Genomic DNA, 20,617 nt, shown 5'->3' on the forward strand with positions numbered 1-20,617 from the left:
ATGAATCCCACACAAATTTTATCGGCAGGCCAGATCCGCCAAAAGATACGCCGCATTGCCAGTCAGGTGTACGAAACGAATTTCGATGAGGCGGCGGTTGTGCTGGCTGGCGTAGCTGGTGAAGGCTACGAGCTGGCCCGGAGGTTGGCCGACGAGCTTCGGCAGATTGCCCCTTTCACAGTATCGCTTGTTCAGATTGACCTCGATAAAACGCAGAAAGCGCAGCCAGCTATTCAGCTGCCAGGGGGCTCAGGTACGTATACGGATCGTGTGGTGGTGCTGATCGACGATGTGTTGTATTCGGGCCGAACTATGGCGTTCAGCCTACAGCCGTTCCTGTCGGTGCCTGTTCGGAAAATACAGGTGGCCGTACTGGTCAACCGCAACCATCCCCGCTACCCCATTGCGGCTGATTTTATCGGTATTGAACTGGCGACGACGCTGAATGAACACGTGGATGTGATCCTGAGCGATGCCACGCGTGAGGGTGTCTACCTGCGGTGAATAATGAGCATAAGGGCGAAAACACCAGCCTAACTTACCGGCTGCTCTGCTCGCCGCAGCCGATCTTCTTTCTGCGGTCAGGCAAGAGGATAACCTGCCTGATTTTAGTGCTGTAGGCACCGCCTGTATGGAAGCCAACGGGTGTATGGGCGTTGTTAAAAAAACAAGCAGATTCTACCTGCGAGGCGCCGACGAACGTACCTGGCGTCACTCAAGCAGGCGACTGGGTAACAGATCATCCTTTGTTGGCAAGACATACAGTTGCCAACAAAGGATGATCTGATCAGGATGATCTGACTCGCCAAGGTTATACCATGGGTTTGCCACCCGTTACGCCGTAGATCATGCCCGTAATATAACTAGCCTCCTGGGAGGCCAGTAGCACATAAACAGGGGCTAATTCAACGGGTTGGGCCGTACGACCAAATAAGGTATCGGCGCCAAATTTTTCGTACTGTTCCTTAGGCATTGTGGTCGGAATGAACGGCGTCCAGACCGGGCCGGGCGCTACTGCATTTACCCGTACACCCTGCTCGATGGCTTCTTCGGCCAGGGCTTTGGTGAAGTTGGCAATGGCTGCTTTAGTGGCTGCATAGGCCAGTAGCTGCGGTTTAGGCTGATACCCCTGAATAGACGTTGTGTTGATGATCGAACCACCCGCTTTCAGATGAGGCATGGCGGCTTTGCAGAGGTAGAACATGGCAAAAACGTTCGTGCGAAACGTCTGGTCAATCTCTTCGGCCGTAATCTCGGTAATTTTCTGGTGCGTCATCTGATAGCCGGCATTGTTGACCAGAATATCCAGTTGGCCGAATTCGTCCAGCGCTTTTTGTACGAGTGCCTGGCAGTGGCTTTCCTGTTGTATATCACCACCCAAAAGCACAGCTTTCTGACCTGATGCTTCCACTAGCCGGGCCGTTTCACGCGCATCTTCTTCTTCATTCAGATACGAGATCAAAACGTCGGCTCCTTCACGGGCGAAGGCCAGTGCCACGGCCCGGCCAATACCACTGTCGGCGCCCGTGATAATCGCTTTTCGTCCTTTTAACTTGTTACTTCCCTTATAGGACTGTTCCCCATAATCGGGTTTGGGGTTCATTGCAGCGTCGCTACCGGGTGGCTGCTGAGGCTCCTGCTTGTCATAAGGCGGAGCCGGATATTGCTGACGGGGGTCCTGAGGCTGGGTCAGGTCATTGCTGTTTGTCATAATCGTTGCGCGTAAGTCTGCCAGGTAGGCGGCCCGTGACTTAACTGGTTCACCGCGCCTGCCTGGACACGTAACTTACCAGGTCGGGCAGTGGGCTATCGTGTTTCTGTAACAATGAGCCAATGGCCTGCCCGAAAGATGTCCCTGCCTACATAACTCACTGCCAGCCAGAACCAACAGGCATCCGACTATCTTTGTCGTCTACTTCCCGGTTGTCCCTCCTGCCTGTTATGCTTATTCCCTGCTTAAAAACCGTCGTTCTATGTTGCCTGTGCTTAGGTATGTCGCTCTCGACAGTTGGACAGAGGTTTCGTTTCGACACAACCATCTACGTACCCAGCGAGGCGGGGCTACACACCATTTCGGGGATTACATTCGTTGAATCGGCCGGCGTCTGGCAACTCGTTGGTGACAGAGGAGAGCAGTGGCGTATGCCCGATCTGACCCGTTACGATCTGGCCGTACGGGGGCCCAACACGGGTTTGCAGCTGGAAGCCATTCGATACGATGCGGCCAGCCACACGTATTTTGGCACGGTTGAAGGAAATAACGCCGCCGGTGGCTACGCTTTTTTCTGCCGCGACTCCCTGCCACGAGTTGGCACAGCGCCCCCAATGACCAAATTCGATCAGCTCATTCCACTTCCGTTCGACAATAAAGGCATTGAAGGGCTGGCATTGGGGGCTGATTCAACCGTTTGGGTAGCTCCCGAAGCAGGTTGGACTACCGCCGACAGCAGTCAGGCAACGGTGTTTTTTCATCGTTACACCTGGTCAGGTACGTTGCTGAGCGACAGGAAAGAGTTCGCTTATCCACGCGACCGTATGCCACGGCTGGCCTCTTCCGAACGATACGGAGGCATTTCGGAGATTGTCTGGGTGGCGAAAAACCGACTTCTAACCATCGAGCGGTTCTACGACAGCCAACGCGACACATCATACGCTAACTTATACGAGGTAACGTTTTCGGAAACCAGCCCGGCTGTAGCGCCCATAAAGACACTGGTGTTCAACTTCAATACCATGCTCAACGGCCACCGAATCGATAACCTTGAAGGCATGGCCTGGATGCCTGGCCAACCGGGCCGCCAGACCTTGGTCATCATCTCCGACGATAACGGCGGTCAGTGCCCCCGGCCCAATGGCAAAAAATGCCAGCAAACCCAACTCATCTACCTGAGCCGGGAGCGAAGGACGAAAGAGTGAAAGAGCGAATGGTGAAAGAGTGGAAGGGTGATTGCAGTGTCAGATTACTGACTCAGCAGATTTTCCTCTTTCTCCATTCACTCTTTCACCTTTTCGCTCTTTCACTCTTTCACCCTTCCGCTCTTTCACTCTTTCGCTCTTTCACTCTTTCGCTCTTTCACCATTCGCTCTTTAGAAGCTGTCTTAAGCCAACTCGTCGCGTAGCCGCACCGTCGCGTAGCGACCTAATGTTTGTAGCTGAATGGCTTCGCTCCAGGCATTCCCGTCGCGTAGCGACCTAACAATTTAGCGTGTGGTTGGGTCGCTACGCGACGGAAACGCCTGGAACGAAGCCATTCAGCTACAAACATTAGGTCGCTAGGCGACGGAAATCCTGTAGCGAAGCCATTCAGCTACAAACATTAGGTCGCTACGCGACGGAAACGCCTGGAACGAAGGGAATGCCTGGAGCGAAGCCATTCAGCTACAAACATTAGGTCGCTACGCGACGGAAACGCCTGGAACGAAGACGTTTAGCTACAGACCTTAGGTCGTTAGGCGACGGAAATGCCTGTAGCGAAGACGTTTAGCTACAGCTACTAGGTCCGCCGGTGCGGCTACGCGGCAGAAGGAAACTTAAACAGCTCCTTATATTTCTTCCAGCAGGGTACGGAAAGAGACGTACCGGTTGGCATATCGGTCGGCTACCTGTTGTTGCAGCGCGGGTTGGTGCAAACTCTGGTACGTAACAAAATCCTCCATGGTCTGAAACCAGTATTGAAACGTGTAGGTAACGCCGCCGTTTTCTATTTCGGTCAGTAGTTTCAGGGCGTTATGTTGCATGGTTAGTCCGGTCGCTACTACCGCAGGTACGTGTTCGTCTTTCATCCAGCGCAGCCATTCGCGCTCAATCTGCTGGTCAATATTATAGGTAATGTTGTAAAGAATCATCGAATCTTGGGCAGTTGGGGCCTGAATCAGCGGTTTGTCTGTTTCTTTGCACCAGCATTAATTTTGATAAACCTACACTATGTATAACGGATTAGTTCATGCCCATTCGGGTCTTCGCTGGGTCGCGCTGGTACTACTGCTGGCAGCCGTTTTTGTTTCAATCGGCCGCTGGACTGGTAACAAATCGTTTACTGATGGCAACCGCAAGTTGTATTTGTTTACGCTCATTTCGGTGCATACTCAACTGGTGCTGGGCCTGATCCTTTACTTTATCAGTCCGAAGGTAAATTTCAGTGGTATGAGCGAACGGGTCATCCGGTTCTATACCGTTGAGCACATCACCATCATGCTGCTGGCGATCATTGCGATCACCATTGGCTATTCACGGTCGAAACGAGCTACCAACGACACGCAGAAACACCGGCTGATTGGCATTTTTTACGGTGTTGGCCTCATTCTGATCCTGGCTGGAATTCCCTGGGCTTTCCGTAACCTCGGAGCAGGAAATTTTTAACTGATCGATGCATCATCCACAATGGCGATCTGTAACCATTGTGGATGATCCATTAATCTGTGCATTTGCGAGTAGCTTTGTTTATCCGATTAGTAAGGGCGTTGATGAGAGACTGTGTACAGAAAGGGAATTGGTGGAAACTTGCCATTGGGGTGGTGTTGATTGGCATGGCTCTGGGGTGTAAAGTCGAGCAGTTTCCGCCCGAACTTTGGAGTGTCAGTCCAAACAAATTTGATATTGGTCGGCCGGTCGAATTGAAAGGTGCGCAGTTTGGCAACAACCCCGTTGTTACGTTCGGTCAGGCAGAAACAGCCATTCAGGCCACCGTCCAATCGAGTTCAGATGCCAGCCTGATCGTGTTAGTGCCACGTATTGCCACCGGCCCTACTCAGATTCAGGTGGCTAACAGCCAGGGGCTTAGCTCTCCGGTAAGCTTTACTGTTATTCAGCCGCAACCTACGTTAAGTGCAGATAACGCTATTTTGCCAACCAACGCCGCAGCGGGTGCTACCATTCGTATCAGCGGGAACAACCTGGATCGGCTGCAAAGCGTCCGGTTCGACACCACCCAGGCCAGCTCGTTTACAGTTGTTTCCCCCAGCGAAGTACTCGTCACCATCTCGCCACAACAGCCACGCGGGTTTGCCAAACTGACCCTCGTTACGGAAGGCGGTATCATTAGCGGTTTCACATACCTGGTAGCGGGCACACCCGAGATTACTGGCTTTTCACCAAAGCGGGTTCGCGTCGGACAGGAAATTACCATTCAGGGGCGGTATCTGGCCGACGGGCAAGTACGCATCAACCGCGCTACACCAGACCCAACCACCACCCGGATTACGGATACCGAAATTAAAGTCATTGTGCCAGCCGACGCAACAACCGGCCGCCTTAGCGTAACTGTTTTTGACCGGCTGACGGGCTTGAGCGCCGACAGCCTGTATATAGCCGGTGCCCCGGCCATAACCGGTAATCCAAGCCCGATGGAAGGCATCACGGGCGATAAAGTGATGCTGACCGGTTTAAATTTTCGAGACATCACCAGTGTGTCATTCGGAACTACCGCTGCCCAATTCCGTATCGTGAGCGATACACAGCTCGAAGTAACGGTACCCGCCCGGAGTCAGTCGGGCGATGTGACCATCAGCATCAGTGGCGTAGGCGGCTCGGCGAGTGCTACTCAACCCTTTGTGTACATCCTTCCACCAGCCAATCTGGTATTTACCCCCCTCCGTCGCGGCGTTAACAAACTGGTTTCGGTAACCGGACAAAACCTGTATCGTATTCAGCAGGTAACGCTGAACGGAAAACAGGTTACGATCAATGCCCGCACCGAAGGAACTGACTTTCAGTTTTTTGTACCAACCGACGGCACCACCGGCCCCATTACGGCTACCAATCGGGCGGGTACGGCCACATCGGTCCGCTCGCTGACAGTTGTGCAGGCGCCAGTCGTAACGGATTACCCGCGTCGCTGGCCCGCCGGAGGGCGCATGATCATCAAAGGCAACTGGCTCCGCGACGCCGTGGTCCAGTTTACAGGGGCCGTTTACCCGGCCACCAACGACGGGCGTAACGACGATACCGAGATCTGGATACGTGTTCCCGACGATGCCCAGCCCGGCCAGTTTCGCCTCACGACCGACTCCCCCATCGCCTTCACGTCAGATCAGTTCACCCCTGTTCGTCCGGTGTCGGGCGTTGTGTTCACGCCAACGAAGGGGCGCGTAGGTGATGAGATTACGGTGACGGGACAGTTTCTGGAAGACGTTACCGACATCCGGTTTGGGGGCGGCGCTTCGTTGCCTGCTACTTTCCAACGGCTGGGCAACGGGCAGGTAAAAGTAATTGTTCCGACCAATGCCGTTGATGGTACTATCTGCTTCACCAATCCGGCAGGTTTTGCCTGTACTACTACCCTGTTTGATGTGCAGCGGGTCGTGGCGGGTGTATCGTTTACGCCCAAAACCGGTAAAGTCGGTACAGAAGTGACGTTCACCGGCCAGAACCTCAGCGACGTGATCGAAGTGCGGTTTGGCGGCGGGACCTCGGCGGCCGCTCAGTTTCGGCTCGTTGGTACTACCCTCATCGCAACGGTTCCTGCCAACGCTATCAGCGGTACCGTTTGCCTCACCACCGACTCAGGCACGGTCTGCACCACCGATGCATTCGTTGTGACCAAGTGATGGCCCAACGTACCCAGCATCAAAAATGGCTCACCAGGTACCTGGTGAGCCATTTTTGATGCTGGGTACGTTGGGCGTTACTGTACGCGTTTCCAGGTAAGCTTATTGATGTTCTGACCAATAGTGCGGCCTTCTTTCAAGCCCACTTCATTGTCTTGCCGCGTGTGAATACCACCCAGAAAACGTGAATAACCCGATTCTTCGGCAGCTTCCCAGAACGACCGGAATGTGCGGGCCTTGAAGTCTACGTTGCGTTTGGTATCACGCACACGATTTACGTGTGAATCATCCGTAAAGGTGAAAGCCGAGCCGTACAGATCGGTTAATACGATAGCTGCTGCTGCCGACTGGGTTGAGTGGCCCGACGCGAAGCCGGGGAATGGCGGCGCCGGCCAGAAAGGTACCCAGTTTGGGTCAACGGCCCGCCGAACAAAGGTATATGGGCGCTCATTATTGTAGGTGTACTTGCATTTCCAGCAGGCAATGAACGCGTCGGTTACGGCAATGCCAACACGCGCTAACGTTTCAGCTGCTTTTCCCAAACCAACCTTATCTGTTTTGATAGCGATCCGGGCCAGGTTGTAGGAGTGACCAGGTGGCGTGAAGGTTTCGCTCGGGTCATCGGCCCACCAAACTGAGGTTTCTTTTTCGGCCTGCGACAGGCTGATGTTTTTGGCGTATACTTCCAGGTACTGGGCAAAGTAAGGCGACGTTACCTGCGTTGAGATAGGCAGCGGCACAGGCATAGGCATAGCAGCGGTACTGGCCAGCATGGTTCTGTTCTTGCCCCAATAGGGCTGCATCGGAATGGTACGGCCATTTTCAGTAGGTCGCCACGTACCTGCCTCGGTCGAGGGCACAAAGTCGGCCGGGAAATTCCGGTTGTATCCTTCGTGGCCACCGTCTGTTTTCGACCAGTCGAAGATCGCCTGCGCTACCCGTTTGCCATAAGCAGCCGATCGCTCGCTTATAGCCGCATCCGTACTTTTATACTGGTTGAATAATACTGTTTCGAGCGAATCGATTTTCTGTTTGTACGCAGCAGATGTGTTGGCAAATAACCCCCGCAATACTTCGGCTTCGGCGGCGTTAGCACTCAGCGCCCAGTTATAGGTCTTGCCTGTTTCAACGACGGGCAAGCTGGTTAGTCCCTGAAGCTGACCAGCCATAGACAGGTTACCGGGCATGCCCGCTACCAGGGCCTCATACATGGCCAGACCAGCATACCCGAACGTGCGGGAAGCAACGGGCGGCGTTTGGCCAGGGCTGTTACGTACCAGTTGAAAATGCATCGTGCTCCACTGTAGCGCTACTTCGTTGCTGTACGAATCGGCAGCGTTCGTCTGCGGGGTCAAGCCCGTTTGATCTTCGGTTGGGCGGCAGGACTGCAACGTAACAACGGCCAGCAAAGCAACGAAGCTATGTCGCAAGGGCAAAGCCAGGCGCAGACGATGTAGAGACGATGACATCGGTATTGATGTTGACATAAGCGAATGGAATAAACGGTATAGTCTGGTCGAAGAGGCTGTTAATCCATAAGGCTCTTCACAAAAACATTGCCAATTTTTAAATGCTATTTTGTTCATATGTCGACTAGCAATAATACCCCGCCTGATTTTAGCTTGTATTTGCTGTCTATCCGTTATTTTTCGTTCTAATCCAATGGGGTCTCACCCCATGCTCCCTGTCCCATTTATGCCCTATCGTTCTCTTCTCCTTTGCCTGCTGGTATTGGCCAGTCTGTTTGGTACAGCACAGGCACAGAGCCGACGCCGCCTTAACCCGAATGTTCAGTCACTGCCACCAGCCAACGCTCCGTTACCGGTTATGATGGCGCCACAGGCGCATTTGCTGGAAAGTGTAGTCATGAGCAGTTCGCTGATGAACCGGGGCATTCGTTATTCCATTTACCTGCCGCCCGATTATTACGTATCGAATCGCCGTTACCCGGTGGTCTATCTCCTTCATGGGTATACCGATGATGAAACTGGCTGGACGCAGTTTGGCGAAGCCGACCGCCTTATCGACGAGGGCATCAAGTCAGGTACGTTGCCCCCCATGATTGTGGTCATGCCCGATGGTGGTGTAACCTGGTACATGAACGATTACCTGAACAAAACACGCTACGAAGACATGTTCGTCACCGAGCTGATTCCGCATATCGACTCGACCTACCGCACCCGAACAAAGCGGGATTTTCGGGGTATTTCGGGTTTGTCGATGGGGGGTCATGGGTCGCTCCTGCTGGCCATGCATCATCCGGATTTGTTTGGGTCCTGCGCCGCCCTGAGTGCGGCCGTGTTCACCGACGAAACCATAAAGAACATGCCCGACGATCAGTACAATAAGACGTTTAGTTTTCTGTTTAGCGGACCGGTGAAAGGCGAAGACCGACTGACGGCCCATTATAAACGCAATAGCCCGCTCACCCTGTCATCGTCGGCTCCGGAAAGTGACCTGAAACAGGTACGTTGGTATATCGACTGCGGCGATGACGATTTTTTGTCGGCGGCCAACGCCCAGCTACACATGAACCTGCTTGGCCGTACGATTCCGCACGAGTACCGGGTTCGCGACGGCGCACACACCTGGACTTACTGGCGGACCGGCCTACCCGCCGCTCTTCAGTTTATAGGCACCCGATTCCACCAACAATAAAAAGTTTTCTGTCTACAGTTTGCTGTCTTCTGTTGCTCCGCTCTTTAGCAGCGCAACAGAAGACAGCAAACTGTAGACAGAAGACTCCTTTTCCATGACCCTCACGCTCGATATTGGCAACTCCGATGTGGTATTTGGCCTGTATACTACCGATCACTGGCAGCATGTGTGGCGAACGCCCAGCCGTCCTATGCAACCGGCCGCCTTTTACCAGCAGAAACTCCGGTTTTGGCTGCTGGAGGCCAGCCTTACCCTGAGTCAGATTACTCAGGCTACTATCAGCAGCGTGGTTCCCGCCCTGACGGCCACCGTTGCAGAAGCCGTTGGTGAGCTGTTTGGCCTGACGCCCGTGGTGGTTACGCCTTCGGTGTATGACCGGCTACCCGTAGTGGTGCTTCGCCCTCAGGAAATTGGTACAGATCTGGTCGCCAATGCGGTAGCAGCGCACACCCACTACCAGCAGGCCTGCGTGATCGTCGATTTTGGTACGGCGCTCACCTTCACGACGGTCGGAGCCGATGGTAAAATTCTTGGCGTAGCCATTGCCCCTGGTTTGAAGACTGCCATCCGATCGCTGTTTGCCAATACAGCCCAGTTGCCCGAGGTACCTATTGAACTACCTGCCTCCGCGCTCGGCCAAAATACCGTCCACGCCATTCAGGCAGGGGTGGTGATGGGCTATGAAGGGCTGGTACGTAGTATGATTCAGCGGATACGAGCCGAATTGGGCGGCACCTGCCTGGCCGTTGCAACGGGTGGTTTATCGAAAGCGATTCCCTCACTACAGGATGAATTTACCGAGGTGATTCCCTCCCTAACCCTCGACGGCATACGGCTCATTGGCGAGTATGCACGTCGGTGAAAAACAGCCCCTCCCCGTGCCCTGATCGTGTAGATTTATTTCCTCATCAGCCTGTTAATCAGGATTTAATAAAGAGACAAATGGCACTACAACCGTAAATTGATCATACGGTACGCGCAGCCAGCAGCGTGGATCACGCACTATTTATTCGTGAAAAAGACGCTCTCCACAGAATTTTCATCAAGCCTGTGCCGTCGATTCTATCAAATTAATGTTTCTACATATTTATACTATTTATCCTATGATCGATCGGCTGTGACCGCCTGTTGACCAGGTGTCTTCTGGCATGATCTTCCCTCCAACGTTGGCAAGCCTGCTATACTGGCTGCTTCACCGCAGCTATGTGATCGTCTGAACAGGCTTTATCCAACGTTATGAAAAAGATACTATTTGCCATTCTAATCATGATGGCCGTAACCGCCGAACTACTGGCCGGTTCGCCTACCTGGAATATTGGGTACGTCATTCTACCCGATGGACACAAGCTGGAGGGACAGCTCAGTTACAACTGGAAAGTTGAGGTCGTACAGGTACGTATGGACAATGGGCTGATGAAGGCTTACTCGGCCGGCCATATTGATTCGTTTGCCTTTTACGATGCCAATCAGCGGCTGGTTCGCAAATTCAGTTCAGTTGATCTATCCGACGCAGAAGAGGGGGTTCGGCCTGTATTTATGGAAGAGGTAGCGTCAGGGCCTTTAACCGTATACCGGCGGCTTCGTCACACGCACGAGTTCATCAAAATTTTGCGTCCGTCGGTCTATAGCGATGACACGGAATTGCTGAAAGACATCGACAACTTCACCTATCTGGTTATCGATCAGGAAGGGCAGGTCTTCAATATGGCCCTGTTCAACCTGGATCTCTGGCCGCGCATGGTCACGTATCATGGCCAGCTTTCTGACTATATCAAGCTTCGCGACGTAGACCCGGCCACAACACTGGCCCGGCTACTGATCATCAACCAGTACAACTTCTTAAGCGCTGGTGTTGACTCGAAACCGCAGCCCAGAACAGCACAGAGCGATTAAATTTGACGGCTAACCTAACTGCTCAGGTAGCTTCATCTTCTGGCGGAGGCGGGTCGGTTGTTTTCCAGGTACGTCTCCGTTTCTTCAACGCCTCGTTGAGCAGGTACTCGATCTGCCCGTTCACGCTGCGGAACTCGTCCTGCGCCCAACGCTCCAGTTCAACCAGCATCTCTGGATTCAGCCGTAAGAGAAAGCCTTTTTTTTCAGACATAAACAAGGGCTCAGGGCATGGGGCGTTGCTCAGGAACGGATTCCGTTCACTGGCCGTGCCCCACACCCTGAGCGGTTAGTAAATTGATCCGGCATTGACGACGGGGCTAACGTTTTTCTCGCCACAGAGCACGACCAGCAAGTTGCTGACCATGGCCGCCTTACGTTCCTCGTCGAGATGAACGACGTTCTTCTCCGCTAACCGGGCCAGGGCCATTTCAACCATACCCACGGCTCCATCCACAATCTGTCGGCGGGCAGCTACCACCGCTGAGGCCTGCTGCCGCTGTAACATGGCTCCGGCAATTTCGGGCGAATAGGCCAGATGACTGATTCGGGCTTCGATGATGGTGACACCAGCCCGCGACAGCCGCTCATTCAGTTCGACTTCCAGCACATCATTGATGTGGCCGGTACTATCGCGCAACGTTACTTCGCCATCTTCGGCGTTGTCGTAAGTGTGCGAGTTAGCCAGGTGCCGAACCGCCGCCTCCGACTGTATCTGGACGAATAACGTGTAATCGTCGACCGAAAACAGGGCCTTGGCGGTATCGGATACCTGCCACACCACCACCGCAGCAATGTCGATCGGATTGCCCATTTTGTCATTCACCTTCAGGGTCTGGCCATTCAGGTTCCGGGCGCGGAGGCTGATCTTCTTTTTGCTATAAAACGGATTCACCCACCGCAGTCCGTTCTGTTTCATCGTGCCTGTGTAGTCACCGAAGAACGTGGTCACTACGGCTTCGTTCGGGTTCACCACCGACAGGCCAGTGAGTGTAATGATACTCGCGATGAATACCAGTCCGGCCAGCCCGCCAAACCAGCCATTTGCCATTGCAATGGCAGCAATGAATAGGCCCACACTGCCCAGTAGCCCCACAAGCCCAATCACTAAGGCCAGATAGCCTGAAATAGAGGTAAGATTTTTCTCGTTCATGTGTTCAGAGAGTGCTATCGTTTTACTATCACAATAGTAGCTGTCATCACAGAACAACCCACTGATTTATAGACCAGCGGGTTGTTTTATTGGTAAGCGGCAAGTCTTGTCAGCTGAACGTATCAGCCCGATAACGTACCTGGTCGCTCTTAGCCGTTTGCTTTGGCTTCGTTCCAGTACACATCCATTTCGGCGAGCGTCATTTCGTGAAGGGCCTGCCCGTTGGCACGGGCGCGATCTTCGAGGTACTGAAAGCGTTTGATGAATTTTTTGTTGGTTCGTTCAAGCGCCGTTTCGGGGTTGATATCAATAAAGCGGGCGTAGTTGACCAGTGAAAAGAGTACATCGCCAAACTCCCCCTCGGCCCGCTGCACATCGATAGCCTCCCCGTTGTCGGCGTTGAATTCGGCCTTGAACTCCTGCATCTCTTCCTCAACCTTCTCCCAAACCTGCTGTTTCTCGTCCCAGTCGAACCCGGCGCCACGCGCTTTTTCCTGGATTCGCATAGCCTTCACCAGCGCAGGTAACGATTTGGGCACTCCGCCCAGCACCGATTTGTTGCCTTCTTTCAGTTTCAACTGCTCCCAGTTGGCTTTCACCTGTGCTTCTGTTTCGGCCACCACATCACCATAAATATGGGGGTGTCTACTCACCAGCTTATCGCAGATACCATGCAGCACGTCGGCTACGTCGAAGCGGGTTGGGTCTTCTTCCGGGGCTTCCGATCCGATTTTGCTGTAGAATACCATGTGGAGCATCAGGTCACCGATCTCCTTTTTGATTTCAGTACGGTCGCCTTCCAGGATAGCGTCGGAGAGTTCGTAGGTTTCTTCGATAGTCAGATGGCGAAGGGTGTCCATCGTCTGTTTGCGGTCCCAGGGGCACTGTTCGCGCAATTCATCCATGATCGTCAGCAGGCGGTCGAAAGCCATCAGTTGCTGTTGACGGCGTGGGGGCAGTTGGTCAAACGTCATGACGTAAAGATAAGGGGAGGAAGGGAGGAAAGGGAGGAAGGGGAGGAAAGGAGGAAAGGAGGAAGGGAGGAGGGAGGAAAGGGAATAGAGGAAATCATTGATTACGCTTGTAAATTTACCTTTTTACTACTTTGCACTCCCTTTCCTCCCATTCTCCCTTTCCTCCATTCCTCCCTTTCCTCCTTCCTCCCTTTCCTCCATTCCTCCTTCCTCCATTCCTCCATTCCTCCCTTCCTCCTTTCCTCCATTCCTCCCTTTCCTCCCTTTCCTCCCTTTCCTCCCTTCCCTCCCCATGCCCGCCCGGCTTCCACTAACGACTATTTTCTTTACCGTTTTTCTCGATGTGGTCGGCGTTGGCATTGCCACACCCACCATCACCCCCCTGTTGCTGCGGGCTGACTCAGGTTTTTTGCCAGGTACGTACACGATCGATGAGCGGACTATTCTGCTGGGTTATCTGCTGGCGTCGTTTTCCATTGCCGGTTTTTTCGGTGGCCCTCTGTTGGGTGCTCTCTCCGACCGGTACGGCCGCAAACCGATCCTGCTGTTCTCTTTGCTGTTGACGCTGTCTGGCTATCTGATTTTTGCGTTGGGTATTCAGACAGGGAGCCTGCCACTTCTCTTCCTAAGCCGAATGGTGTATGGCATTGGCGGCGGAAACATCGCCATTATCCAGTCGGCCATTGCCGATGTGAGTGATGCAGCCTCGCGCACCAAAAACTACGGGCTGCTTGGCGTGGCGTTTGGGCTTGGTTTCATTATCGGTCCCACGCTTGGCGGCGAATTGTCGAATCCAGAAACGGTAGCCTGGTTCACCTTCGCCACGCCCTTTTACGCAGCCGCGCTGCTGGCGGTCCTGAACATTGTCATGGTTGTGCTGGTCTTTCGCGAAACGCTGGCAGCGCCTGTTCGACGACCTATCACACCACTGACTGGCTTCCGCAATCTGGCCGAGGCGTTCACCAGTCGGCGGATGCGTATTCTGTTTGCCGGGGTCTTTTTTTACACACTAGGCTTCAGCTTCTATACCCAGTTCTTTTCGGTCTACCTGCTCAAACGATTCAATTACGATCAGGTACAGATTGGCCGATATTTTGGTTTTGTTGGCCTGTGCATTGTCATCATGCAGGGATTGGTTGTGCGTCGCTTGTCGAACACCTATTCGCCACAGCAAATTTTGCGGGGTAGTGTTATTGGTCTGGCAGTGGTGCTGTGGTGTTTTTTACTGCCTCAACAGTCATGGCAGATCTTTTTAGTTGCCCCGCTCATGGCCTTTTTTCAAGGGCTCACCTCACCCAACGCCACCGCCCTGGTCTCGACCAGCGCTCGAGCCGATGAGCAGGGAAAGATCATGGGGATTAATCAGTCGGTGCTGTCGGCTGCTTTTGCTACGCCACCCATTATTGCGGGCTATATCGAGACAATCAACCTCAGCTTGCCACTCTTCATGGCCGGCCTGATGGCGCTGTTCGGCTGGTTCTTTTTTGTCTGGTTTATCCGGCAGGAGTCCGTTTAACGATTGGCTGCCAGCTGGTAGGCATGAATAGAAACGCGCTGGCGAAAGGCCTACTAGTACTTGGCCACTGGGCAGTGCTGACGCCTCTGCTCCGCTTCTTTCTGGAAATGACAGACTTATATACTAAATCGAACGAGTAAGCAGGAATAACCCCTAAACCCGATAGACTATTACATAACTAGCTGACTATCATTTTTTTATATTTTTCTTGCAGATGTATTTTTTGTGTATAACCTTTGCGCACTGACGGCCCGTCCAGGTACGTTAGCCGAATATGATAGAGCCAGCCTGCCAACTGGCTTATTTATTCACTACATTAATCTATCAACTCTGTAGATTATGAATACTAATTATCAGCCCCCATCCTATCAGCAATCTGTATACCGGATCATAGGCTTCGACCGGCTCAATTTCGTCAGCGACGTGGCCAACGCCATTCCGCAGGATGAGCATTGCCGGATCACGGGCTTATCGTTTGAGGGGGATGGTATTCGGGTGAACGGCTACCTGACCGTACAGGCTGACGATATGGCTCAATGGTCGCTTATCGATTATCAGTTGCGGGCCATCAAAGGCTTGGTCAGTGTACAACAAACCAACTAATACAATGGACGAATTACAACAGGAAACAGGCCCGACAAGTCCCTACGCCAAAACGTTTTTCTGGATTTGGGGCCTTGCGCTGCTCGCCCTCGCTGGCTTCCGGGCCGATAATCCATCGTACCGCGATCAGCTCAACGAGTGGCACCGTAAACGGATCGAATCGTTGAAAAACGAAAATGGCTGGCTGAATCTGGCCGGTTTACTCTGGCTGAAAGAAGGAATCAATCGGGCGGGTGCCGACCCCGGCAATGAACTCACGTTCCCCAGCGGAAAGGCGCCCGAGCAGCTGGGTACGTTCCAGCTAGCGAACGGATCCGTGCAGTTTGACCCGGCACCGGGCGCTGTAGTCCAAGCCGATGGCCAGCCCGTTTTAGACAGGAAAACCGTTTTTTCGGCAACTTTGGCCAAACCCGTTACGCTATCGCACGGCTCGCTCCGCTGGTTCGTCATTAAACGGGGCAATCGGTACGCGCTTCGTTTACGGGATCTCGACAGCCCCTCACTGACGGCCTTTAAAGGCATCGATCGGTTTCCTGTCGATGAAGCCTTTCGGGTAAAGGCACAGCTCGAACAACCGGCATCGGTCCGTACCATTCCAATCCTGGACGTGACCGGGCAAACGGCCCAGCAGCCGCTCGCAGGTACGTTGGTATTCGACCTGAATGGACAAACACACCGACTCGATGCGATAGGCGAGGGCGACAAACTTTTCATTCTCTTCGGCGACCAGACCAACACCCACGACACCTACGGATCGGGCCGATTTTTATATGTCGACAAGCCAGGAGCCGATGGGCAAACGGTAATCGATTTCAACCAGAGCATCAACCCGCCCTGCGCTTTTACGCCTTATGCCACCTGTCCGATTCCACCAAAGCAAAACCGGCTGGCGCTGGCTATCCGGGCGGGCGAAAAACGCTACGGCGACCACTGATTCATCACAAACGGACTCACCTTATCTGACAACAACATGCTAAACACAACAAACGCAACTCCCCGCCTTACTCAGTTCTTAACCGCTGACCAACTCGCCTTCTTCAACCGGAACGGCTTCATTCATATCAAACACTTCGTTGACAAACCGACTGTTGATTTATTTCTTTCTGAAATTCAATGGATCGAATCGCAGTGGCTGGCCGAGGGCGTAGAGAAAGTAAACGGAACACCGCTCAAGTTCGGTTACAATGAACATGGCCAGCGAATCGTGCAACGGTTTGCGTTCACCTCGATGTTCAGCCCGGTGCTACGTCAGTTCCTGAAAGACGAACGCCTCCAGGGGCTGACCCAGTTGTTAGCTCCGTACGACGGTCGTATCAGTCCGGAAGAGAAAGATGGGCTGGTGGTGAACCACTACGTCAGAACGCCGGAGAGCAATTTCTCGCGCATGGGCTGGCATACCGATAGTCCGCGCGATCTATTCCTGGGGCAACGCATTCTGCCTATGCTGAATGTGGGCCTGCACCTCGACGATTGCCCGCAAAGCAATGGTGGTCTGCGTGTGCTGCCCGGCACCCATCGGCAACATACGCTGATGACACTGTTCCGGAAAAAACAGTTTATCGACCATCGCCCCGACCGCCGCGAGGTGGGCTTCGACATCGAAGCAGGTGACCTGACCATTCACAACGGTAATCTCTGGCACCGCGTTGAGCAATCACCAAATTTCGGGGCGGCCAGTCGGCGGCGGGTGATGTACATTCCGATCATCACCGGCGATTTCAAACCGAAAGATGCCAGCAGCAAAACGCCCTTTTACCACCGTTTTGCCAAACGTATTCAGGATTAACTCTGAAAATGAGCGGTTTACTCCTTCCGTTGTCGCTCGCCTGTGGCGAGTGACACTTATCGACAGGGCCGCTGGCCCGGTGGTAGCCAATAAACGGATATGTAGTTAACCTTGGTAAACGGTAACCTCCGGGCCGGAGTGGTGCGCCGTTGCGACCCTACCGATACAGGTCACTCGCCACAGGCAAGCGACAACGAGAAGAGCGAAGTAATACACTGGAACAAATAATCAACGAAAAACAACACCCTTTTTTCTAACGCACAATACGCATACCATGGTCAGCCTGGCGGCAACTGAGTTGACCATAAATAAAAAAGCCGAAACGGCGGCAACCGTTCCGGCTGGTACAAACAAGGTCCGGCAAGACCTCATCTTTCACGTAACCACTACAATAATGCAAATTTTTATTCGATTGGTAGCCGTTTTTCTGCTACTTACCAGCGCCTTACTGCCCGGCAAGGCACAGGCGCAAACAGCCACCATTACCGGAACGGTCCGATCCGGCACGGAACCCATCCCCGGCGCAAACGTCGTTCTCAAGGGACAAAACAAGGGGGCAAGTACTGACGGCAACGGCCGTTACTCGATCAGCGCCGGACCAGGGCAGGTGCTGGTCATTTCGGCTATCGGCTACGAAAATGCCGAAGCAACGGTGGGCAATGTGGGCAGTTCAACCCAGTTCGATATTGTGCTCAAGGAATCGGCCTCGCAACTCAGCGAATTGGTTGTGGTTGGCTACGGCACGCAGGACCGTAAGAACCTGATCGGAGCCGTTTCGCAGATCAATGCCGACGAGATAAAGACGCGGCCTGTGGCTAGTTTCGAGCAGCAGTTGCAGGGGCGTGTGGCCGGTGTACAGGTATCGGCCAATACGGGCGTGCCGGGCGACGGGCTCTACTTCCGCATTCGGGGCAACACGTCGATCAACGCCAGCAACGACCCGCTGTATGTAGTCGATGGCGTGTTCATCAACAACAACAGCCTCCAGAAAATAACGACGCAGGGGCAAGCCAACAACCCGCTGGCCGACATCAACCCCGCTGATATTGAGTCGATTTCAATCCTGAAAGACGCCGAAGCGACGGCTATTTATGGCGCGCGGGCGGCCAATGGCGTGGTGGTGATCACGACGAAACGGGGTACGTACAACGCCAAAACGAAAGTGACCCTGAACACATCGGGCGGACAGGCATGGGCCCCTAAACTCTGGGATCTGGTGACCGGTCCCGAACACGCCACGATCATCAACGAAGCGTGGATAAACGATGGCAAATCGGTCGCCACGCGTCCCTTTCGCCCGGTTTACGAAGGTGGTCGCGGCCTGCCCGAAGAACAACCTACCTACGACCGGTTGGGCGACATTTTCCGGGCGGGCAAACTGCAGAATTACGACCTGAGCGTTTCGGGTGGTAACCAGCAGACGCGCTTTTACCTGGGCGGCGGCTACACCAGTCAGCAGGCTACCTTGCGCACCAACGACTTTGCCCGGGCCAGCTTCAAACTCAACCTCGACCATGAACTGACCGATAGAATTCGCATTGGCACGAGCAACATTTTCTCGCAATCGAACCGGACCAATGCACGGGTGGGCGACGGACCACAGGGTGGCATTTTGCAGGCGGCCTTACACACACCAACGTACCTACCGAAATTCAATGCTGATGGGACCTACGCCAAATGGGCCGGCTTCGATAACCTCGACGTGCTGATCAATAACACCGATATGCAGTCGGTGAGTACGCGTTACATCGGCAATATCTACGGCGAATGGGATATTGTTTCGGGCCTGAAATTCCGCAGCAGCTGGAGCCTGGACTATAACCTGTACGACGAAAACGAGTACTGGAACACGCTCACCAACCGGGGGGCGGCCAGCAAAGGGCTGGCTACGTCGAGCCTTAGCCAGAACATGATCTGGATCAACGAACAGACGCTCAACTACCGCAAGACGCTGGGCGAGCAGCATTCGTTTGGTCTGCTCATTGGCAACACCATCCAGGGTAACACGTCCAAACAAACCCTCGCCCAGGGCACGAACTTCCCATCCGACGATTTCAAGCAGATTGCGTCGGCCTCGGTCACTACGTCCTCGTCGAACCGGAGCCAGAACCGGCTCACGTCGTTCTTTGGGCGGGTCGACTACAATTTTGCCAGGAAGTATTTCATCGAAGCCAGCCTCCGCGCCGATGCCTCGAGCCGGTTTGGTGCCAACCATCGCTGGGGCTATTTCCCATCGGCGGGGATAGCCTGGCAGATCAAGCAGGAAAACTTTTTGCAGGATGTGCGGGCGATCAGCGACTTGAAACTTCGCGCCAGTGTCGGCTGGACGGGCAACCAGAACGGCATCAACGATTTCGCGTCGCGCGGTCTGTGGGGCGGCGGCTACAACTACCAGGACAACCCAGGTACGTTCCCCACGCAACTGGCTAACCCTGACCTGAAGTGGGAAACCACCCGCCAGATCAACGCCGGGCTGAACATCGGCCTGTTCAATAACCGGGTAGCGCTGGAAGTAAACGCCTACGAAAAGTACACCTACGATCTGCTGATCCAGGTGCCACTGGCGCAAAGCACCGGCTTCTCGAGCATCTTCCGCAACGACGGCGAGGTCAGCAACCGGGGGCTTGAGTTTGGCCTGAACACGGTCAACATCCAGACGAAAGGCCTGACCTGGAGCACTAACTTCACTATTTCGACCAATAAGAACCGCATCGAAAAACTATCGATCCCGGTCGATGCCAGCTACAACGTGGAGCGGCTGGTGCAGGGCTATCCGTACCATGCGTTCTTCGTCTACAAACAGTTGGGGGTTAACCCCGAAACCGGCGACGCGATCTACGACGATTACAACAAAGATGGCGTGATCACGGCGGCCGATCGGCAGTATGTGGGCACGGCCCTGCCCAAATTCGTCGGCGGTCTGAACAATACCGTTACGTATGGCGGCTTCGACCTGTCGGTGCTGGTCAGCTTCACGTCGGGCAACCTGGTCAATAACAACAACCGGTTCTTCCACGAATCGGGCGGAACGCGGGATGACCGGCGGGCCATCAACAAGAACCAGTTGAACCGTTGGCAGAAACCCGGCGACATCACCGACGTACCTCGCGTGACGACGCTGGGCAACAACTACAACCTGAATCCAAACAGCCGCTTCATTGAAGATGGCTCGTTCATCCGGCTCAGCAGCGTCGTTCTGGGCTATACGCTTCCCAAAGTATGGCTGCGTAAAGTGGGCATCTCATCGGCGCGGGTGTATTACAACGGCTCGAACCTCTTCCTGATCAGCAAGTACCAGGGCCCCGACCCCGAAGTGAACGTAACCGCCAACCAAAGCACGCAAGGGCAAGACCTGGGTACGCCCCCCATTCCAAGAACCGCCCAGTTTGGCCTTAATCTGACCTTGTAAAAGTACCCCACCGCGGCGGCGGACCGTCCCAACCCCTCCCCTGTTTTCAGGGGAGGGGTCTAATGCTTCGCTTTGCCATGTT

At 53.9% G+C, this 20,617-nt stretch carries 18 protein-coding genes; 12 read left to right on the forward strand and 6 right to left on the reverse strand.

Translation table 11 applies throughout. The features are described 5' to 3' along the window. The gene (locus tag ACAW75_RS06525; protein ID WP_370727879.1) at positions 1-504 is read left to right on the forward strand and encodes a phosphoribosyltransferase family protein; all 504 of its coding nucleotides are present in this window, start codon (positions 1-3) and stop codon (positions 502-504) included. A gap of 307 nt (positions 505-811) precedes the next feature. Here ACAW75_RS06525 and ACAW75_RS06530 read toward each other — a convergent pair whose 3' ends face one another. Next, positions 812-1,711 carry a glucose 1-dehydrogenase gene (locus ACAW75_RS06530; RefSeq protein WP_370727880.1) on the reverse strand — a complete coding sequence of 300 codons (900 nt, stop codon included), beginning with the start codon at positions 1,709-1,711 and terminating at the stop codon, positions 812-814. Positions 1,712-1,992: 281 nt separating this feature from the next. Here ACAW75_RS06530 and ACAW75_RS06535 point away from each other — a divergent pair, with 281 nt between their 5' ends. After that, entirely contained in the window at positions 1,993-2,916 is a 924-nt protein-coding gene (locus ACAW75_RS06535) for an esterase-like activity of phytase family protein (RefSeq protein WP_370727881.1), read from the forward strand. Positions 2,917-3,543: 627 nt separating this feature from the next. Here the strand turns inward: ACAW75_RS06535 and ACAW75_RS06540 are convergent. Further along, positions 3,544-3,846, reverse strand: a complete 303-nt coding sequence (locus tag ACAW75_RS06540) for a DUF4286 family protein (RefSeq protein ID WP_370727882.1) — start codon at positions 3,844-3,846, stop codon at positions 3,544-3,546. 79 nt (positions 3,847-3,925) lie between these two features. Between ACAW75_RS06540 and ACAW75_RS06545 the strand changes: the two genes are divergently transcribed. Both ACAW75_RS06545 and ACAW75_RS06550 read left to right on the forward strand, forming a co-directional pair. Further along, positions 3,926-4,360, forward strand: a complete 435-nt coding sequence (locus tag ACAW75_RS06545) for a cytochrome B (protein ID WP_370727883.1) — start codon at positions 3,926-3,928, stop codon at positions 4,358-4,360. A gap of 104 nt (positions 4,361-4,464) precedes the next feature. After that, positions 4,465-6,546 carry an IPT/TIG domain-containing protein gene (locus tag ACAW75_RS06550; RefSeq protein ID WP_370727884.1) on the forward strand — a complete coding sequence of 694 codons (2,082 nt, stop codon included), beginning with the start codon at positions 4,465-4,467 and terminating at the stop codon, positions 6,544-6,546. A gap of 77 nt (positions 6,547-6,623) precedes the next feature. On the opposite strand, the gene ACAW75_RS06555 is transcribed toward ACAW75_RS06550, so the two are convergent. Next, a complete protein-coding gene (locus ACAW75_RS06555; RefSeq protein WP_370727885.1) occupies positions 6,624-8,015 on the reverse strand; it encodes a vanadium-dependent haloperoxidase in 1,392 nt (463 codons plus the stop codon). A 226-nt stretch (positions 8,016-8,241) separates the two neighbouring features. Between ACAW75_RS06555 and ACAW75_RS06560 the strand changes: the two genes are divergently transcribed. From ACAW75_RS06560 to ACAW75_RS06570, 3 genes are all read left to right on the forward strand, one after another. Next, positions 8,242-9,204, forward strand: a complete 963-nt coding sequence (locus ACAW75_RS06560; protein ID WP_370727886.1) for an alpha/beta hydrolase — start codon at positions 8,242-8,244, stop codon at positions 9,202-9,204. A gap of 94 nt (positions 9,205-9,298) precedes the next feature. Beyond that, entirely contained in the window at positions 9,299-10,066 is a 768-nt protein-coding gene (locus tag ACAW75_RS06565) for a type III pantothenate kinase (protein ID WP_370727887.1), read from the forward strand. A gap of 374 nt (positions 10,067-10,440) precedes the next feature. Continuing rightward, a complete protein-coding gene (locus tag ACAW75_RS06570) occupies positions 10,441-11,097 on the forward strand; it encodes a hypothetical protein (protein ID WP_370727888.1) in 657 nt (218 codons plus the stop codon). 22 nt (positions 11,098-11,119) lie between these two features. Here ACAW75_RS06570 and ACAW75_RS06575 read toward each other — a convergent pair whose 3' ends face one another. The 3 genes from ACAW75_RS06575 to mazG all read right to left on the reverse strand — a co-directional run bounded on the left by ACAW75_RS06575 (position 11,120) and on the right by mazG (position 13,221). Then, a complete protein-coding gene (locus ACAW75_RS06575) occupies positions 11,120-11,308 on the reverse strand; it encodes a type II toxin-antitoxin system antitoxin (RefSeq protein WP_370727889.1) in 189 nt (62 codons plus the stop codon). 75 nt (positions 11,309-11,383) lie between these two features. Beyond that, a complete protein-coding gene (locus tag ACAW75_RS06580) occupies positions 11,384-12,247 on the reverse strand; it encodes an SPFH domain-containing protein (protein ID WP_370727890.1) in 864 nt (287 codons plus the stop codon). A gap of 149 nt (positions 12,248-12,396) precedes the next feature. After that, positions 12,397-13,221, reverse strand: a complete 825-nt coding sequence (gene mazG / locus ACAW75_RS06585) for a nucleoside triphosphate pyrophosphohydrolase (RefSeq protein WP_370727891.1) — start codon at positions 13,219-13,221, stop codon at positions 12,397-12,399. Positions 13,222-13,513: 292 nt separating this feature from the next. On the opposite strand from mazG, the gene ACAW75_RS06590 reads away from it, so the two are divergent. The 5 genes from ACAW75_RS06590 (at position 13,514) to ACAW75_RS06610 (ending at position 20,535) form a co-directional block, all read left to right on the forward strand. Next, a complete protein-coding gene (locus tag ACAW75_RS06590; RefSeq protein ID WP_370727892.1) occupies positions 13,514-14,737 on the forward strand; it encodes an MFS transporter in 1,224 nt (407 codons plus the stop codon). 339 nt (positions 14,738-15,076) lie between these two features. Continuing rightward, positions 15,077-15,340, forward strand: a complete 264-nt coding sequence (locus ACAW75_RS06595) for a hypothetical protein (RefSeq protein WP_370727893.1) — start codon at positions 15,077-15,079, stop codon at positions 15,338-15,340. A gap of 4 nt (positions 15,341-15,344) precedes the next feature. Beyond that, positions 15,345-16,274 carry a DUF1684 domain-containing protein gene (locus ACAW75_RS06600; RefSeq protein ID WP_370727894.1) on the forward strand — a complete coding sequence of 310 codons (930 nt, stop codon included), beginning with the start codon at positions 15,345-15,347 and terminating at the stop codon, positions 16,272-16,274. Between the two features lie 36 nt (positions 16,275-16,310). After that, on the forward strand, positions 16,311-17,126 hold the full coding sequence (locus tag ACAW75_RS06605) for a phytanoyl-CoA dioxygenase family protein (protein ID WP_370727895.1): 816 nt from the start codon (positions 16,311-16,313) through the stop codon (positions 17,124-17,126). A gap of 394 nt (positions 17,127-17,520) precedes the next feature. Further along, positions 17,521-20,535, forward strand: coding sequence for a SusC/RagA family TonB-linked outer membrane protein (locus ACAW75_RS06610; RefSeq protein WP_370727896.1), 3,015 nt, complete (start codon positions 17,521-17,523; stop codon positions 20,533-20,535). The last annotated feature ends 82 nt before the right edge of the window (positions 20,536-20,617 follow it).

Origin of the sequence: Fibrella arboris (assembly GCF_041321095.1) — a bacterium.
GTDB classification, from domain to species: Bacteria; Bacteroidota; Bacteroidia; order Cytophagales; family Spirosomataceae; genus Fibrella; species Fibrella arboris.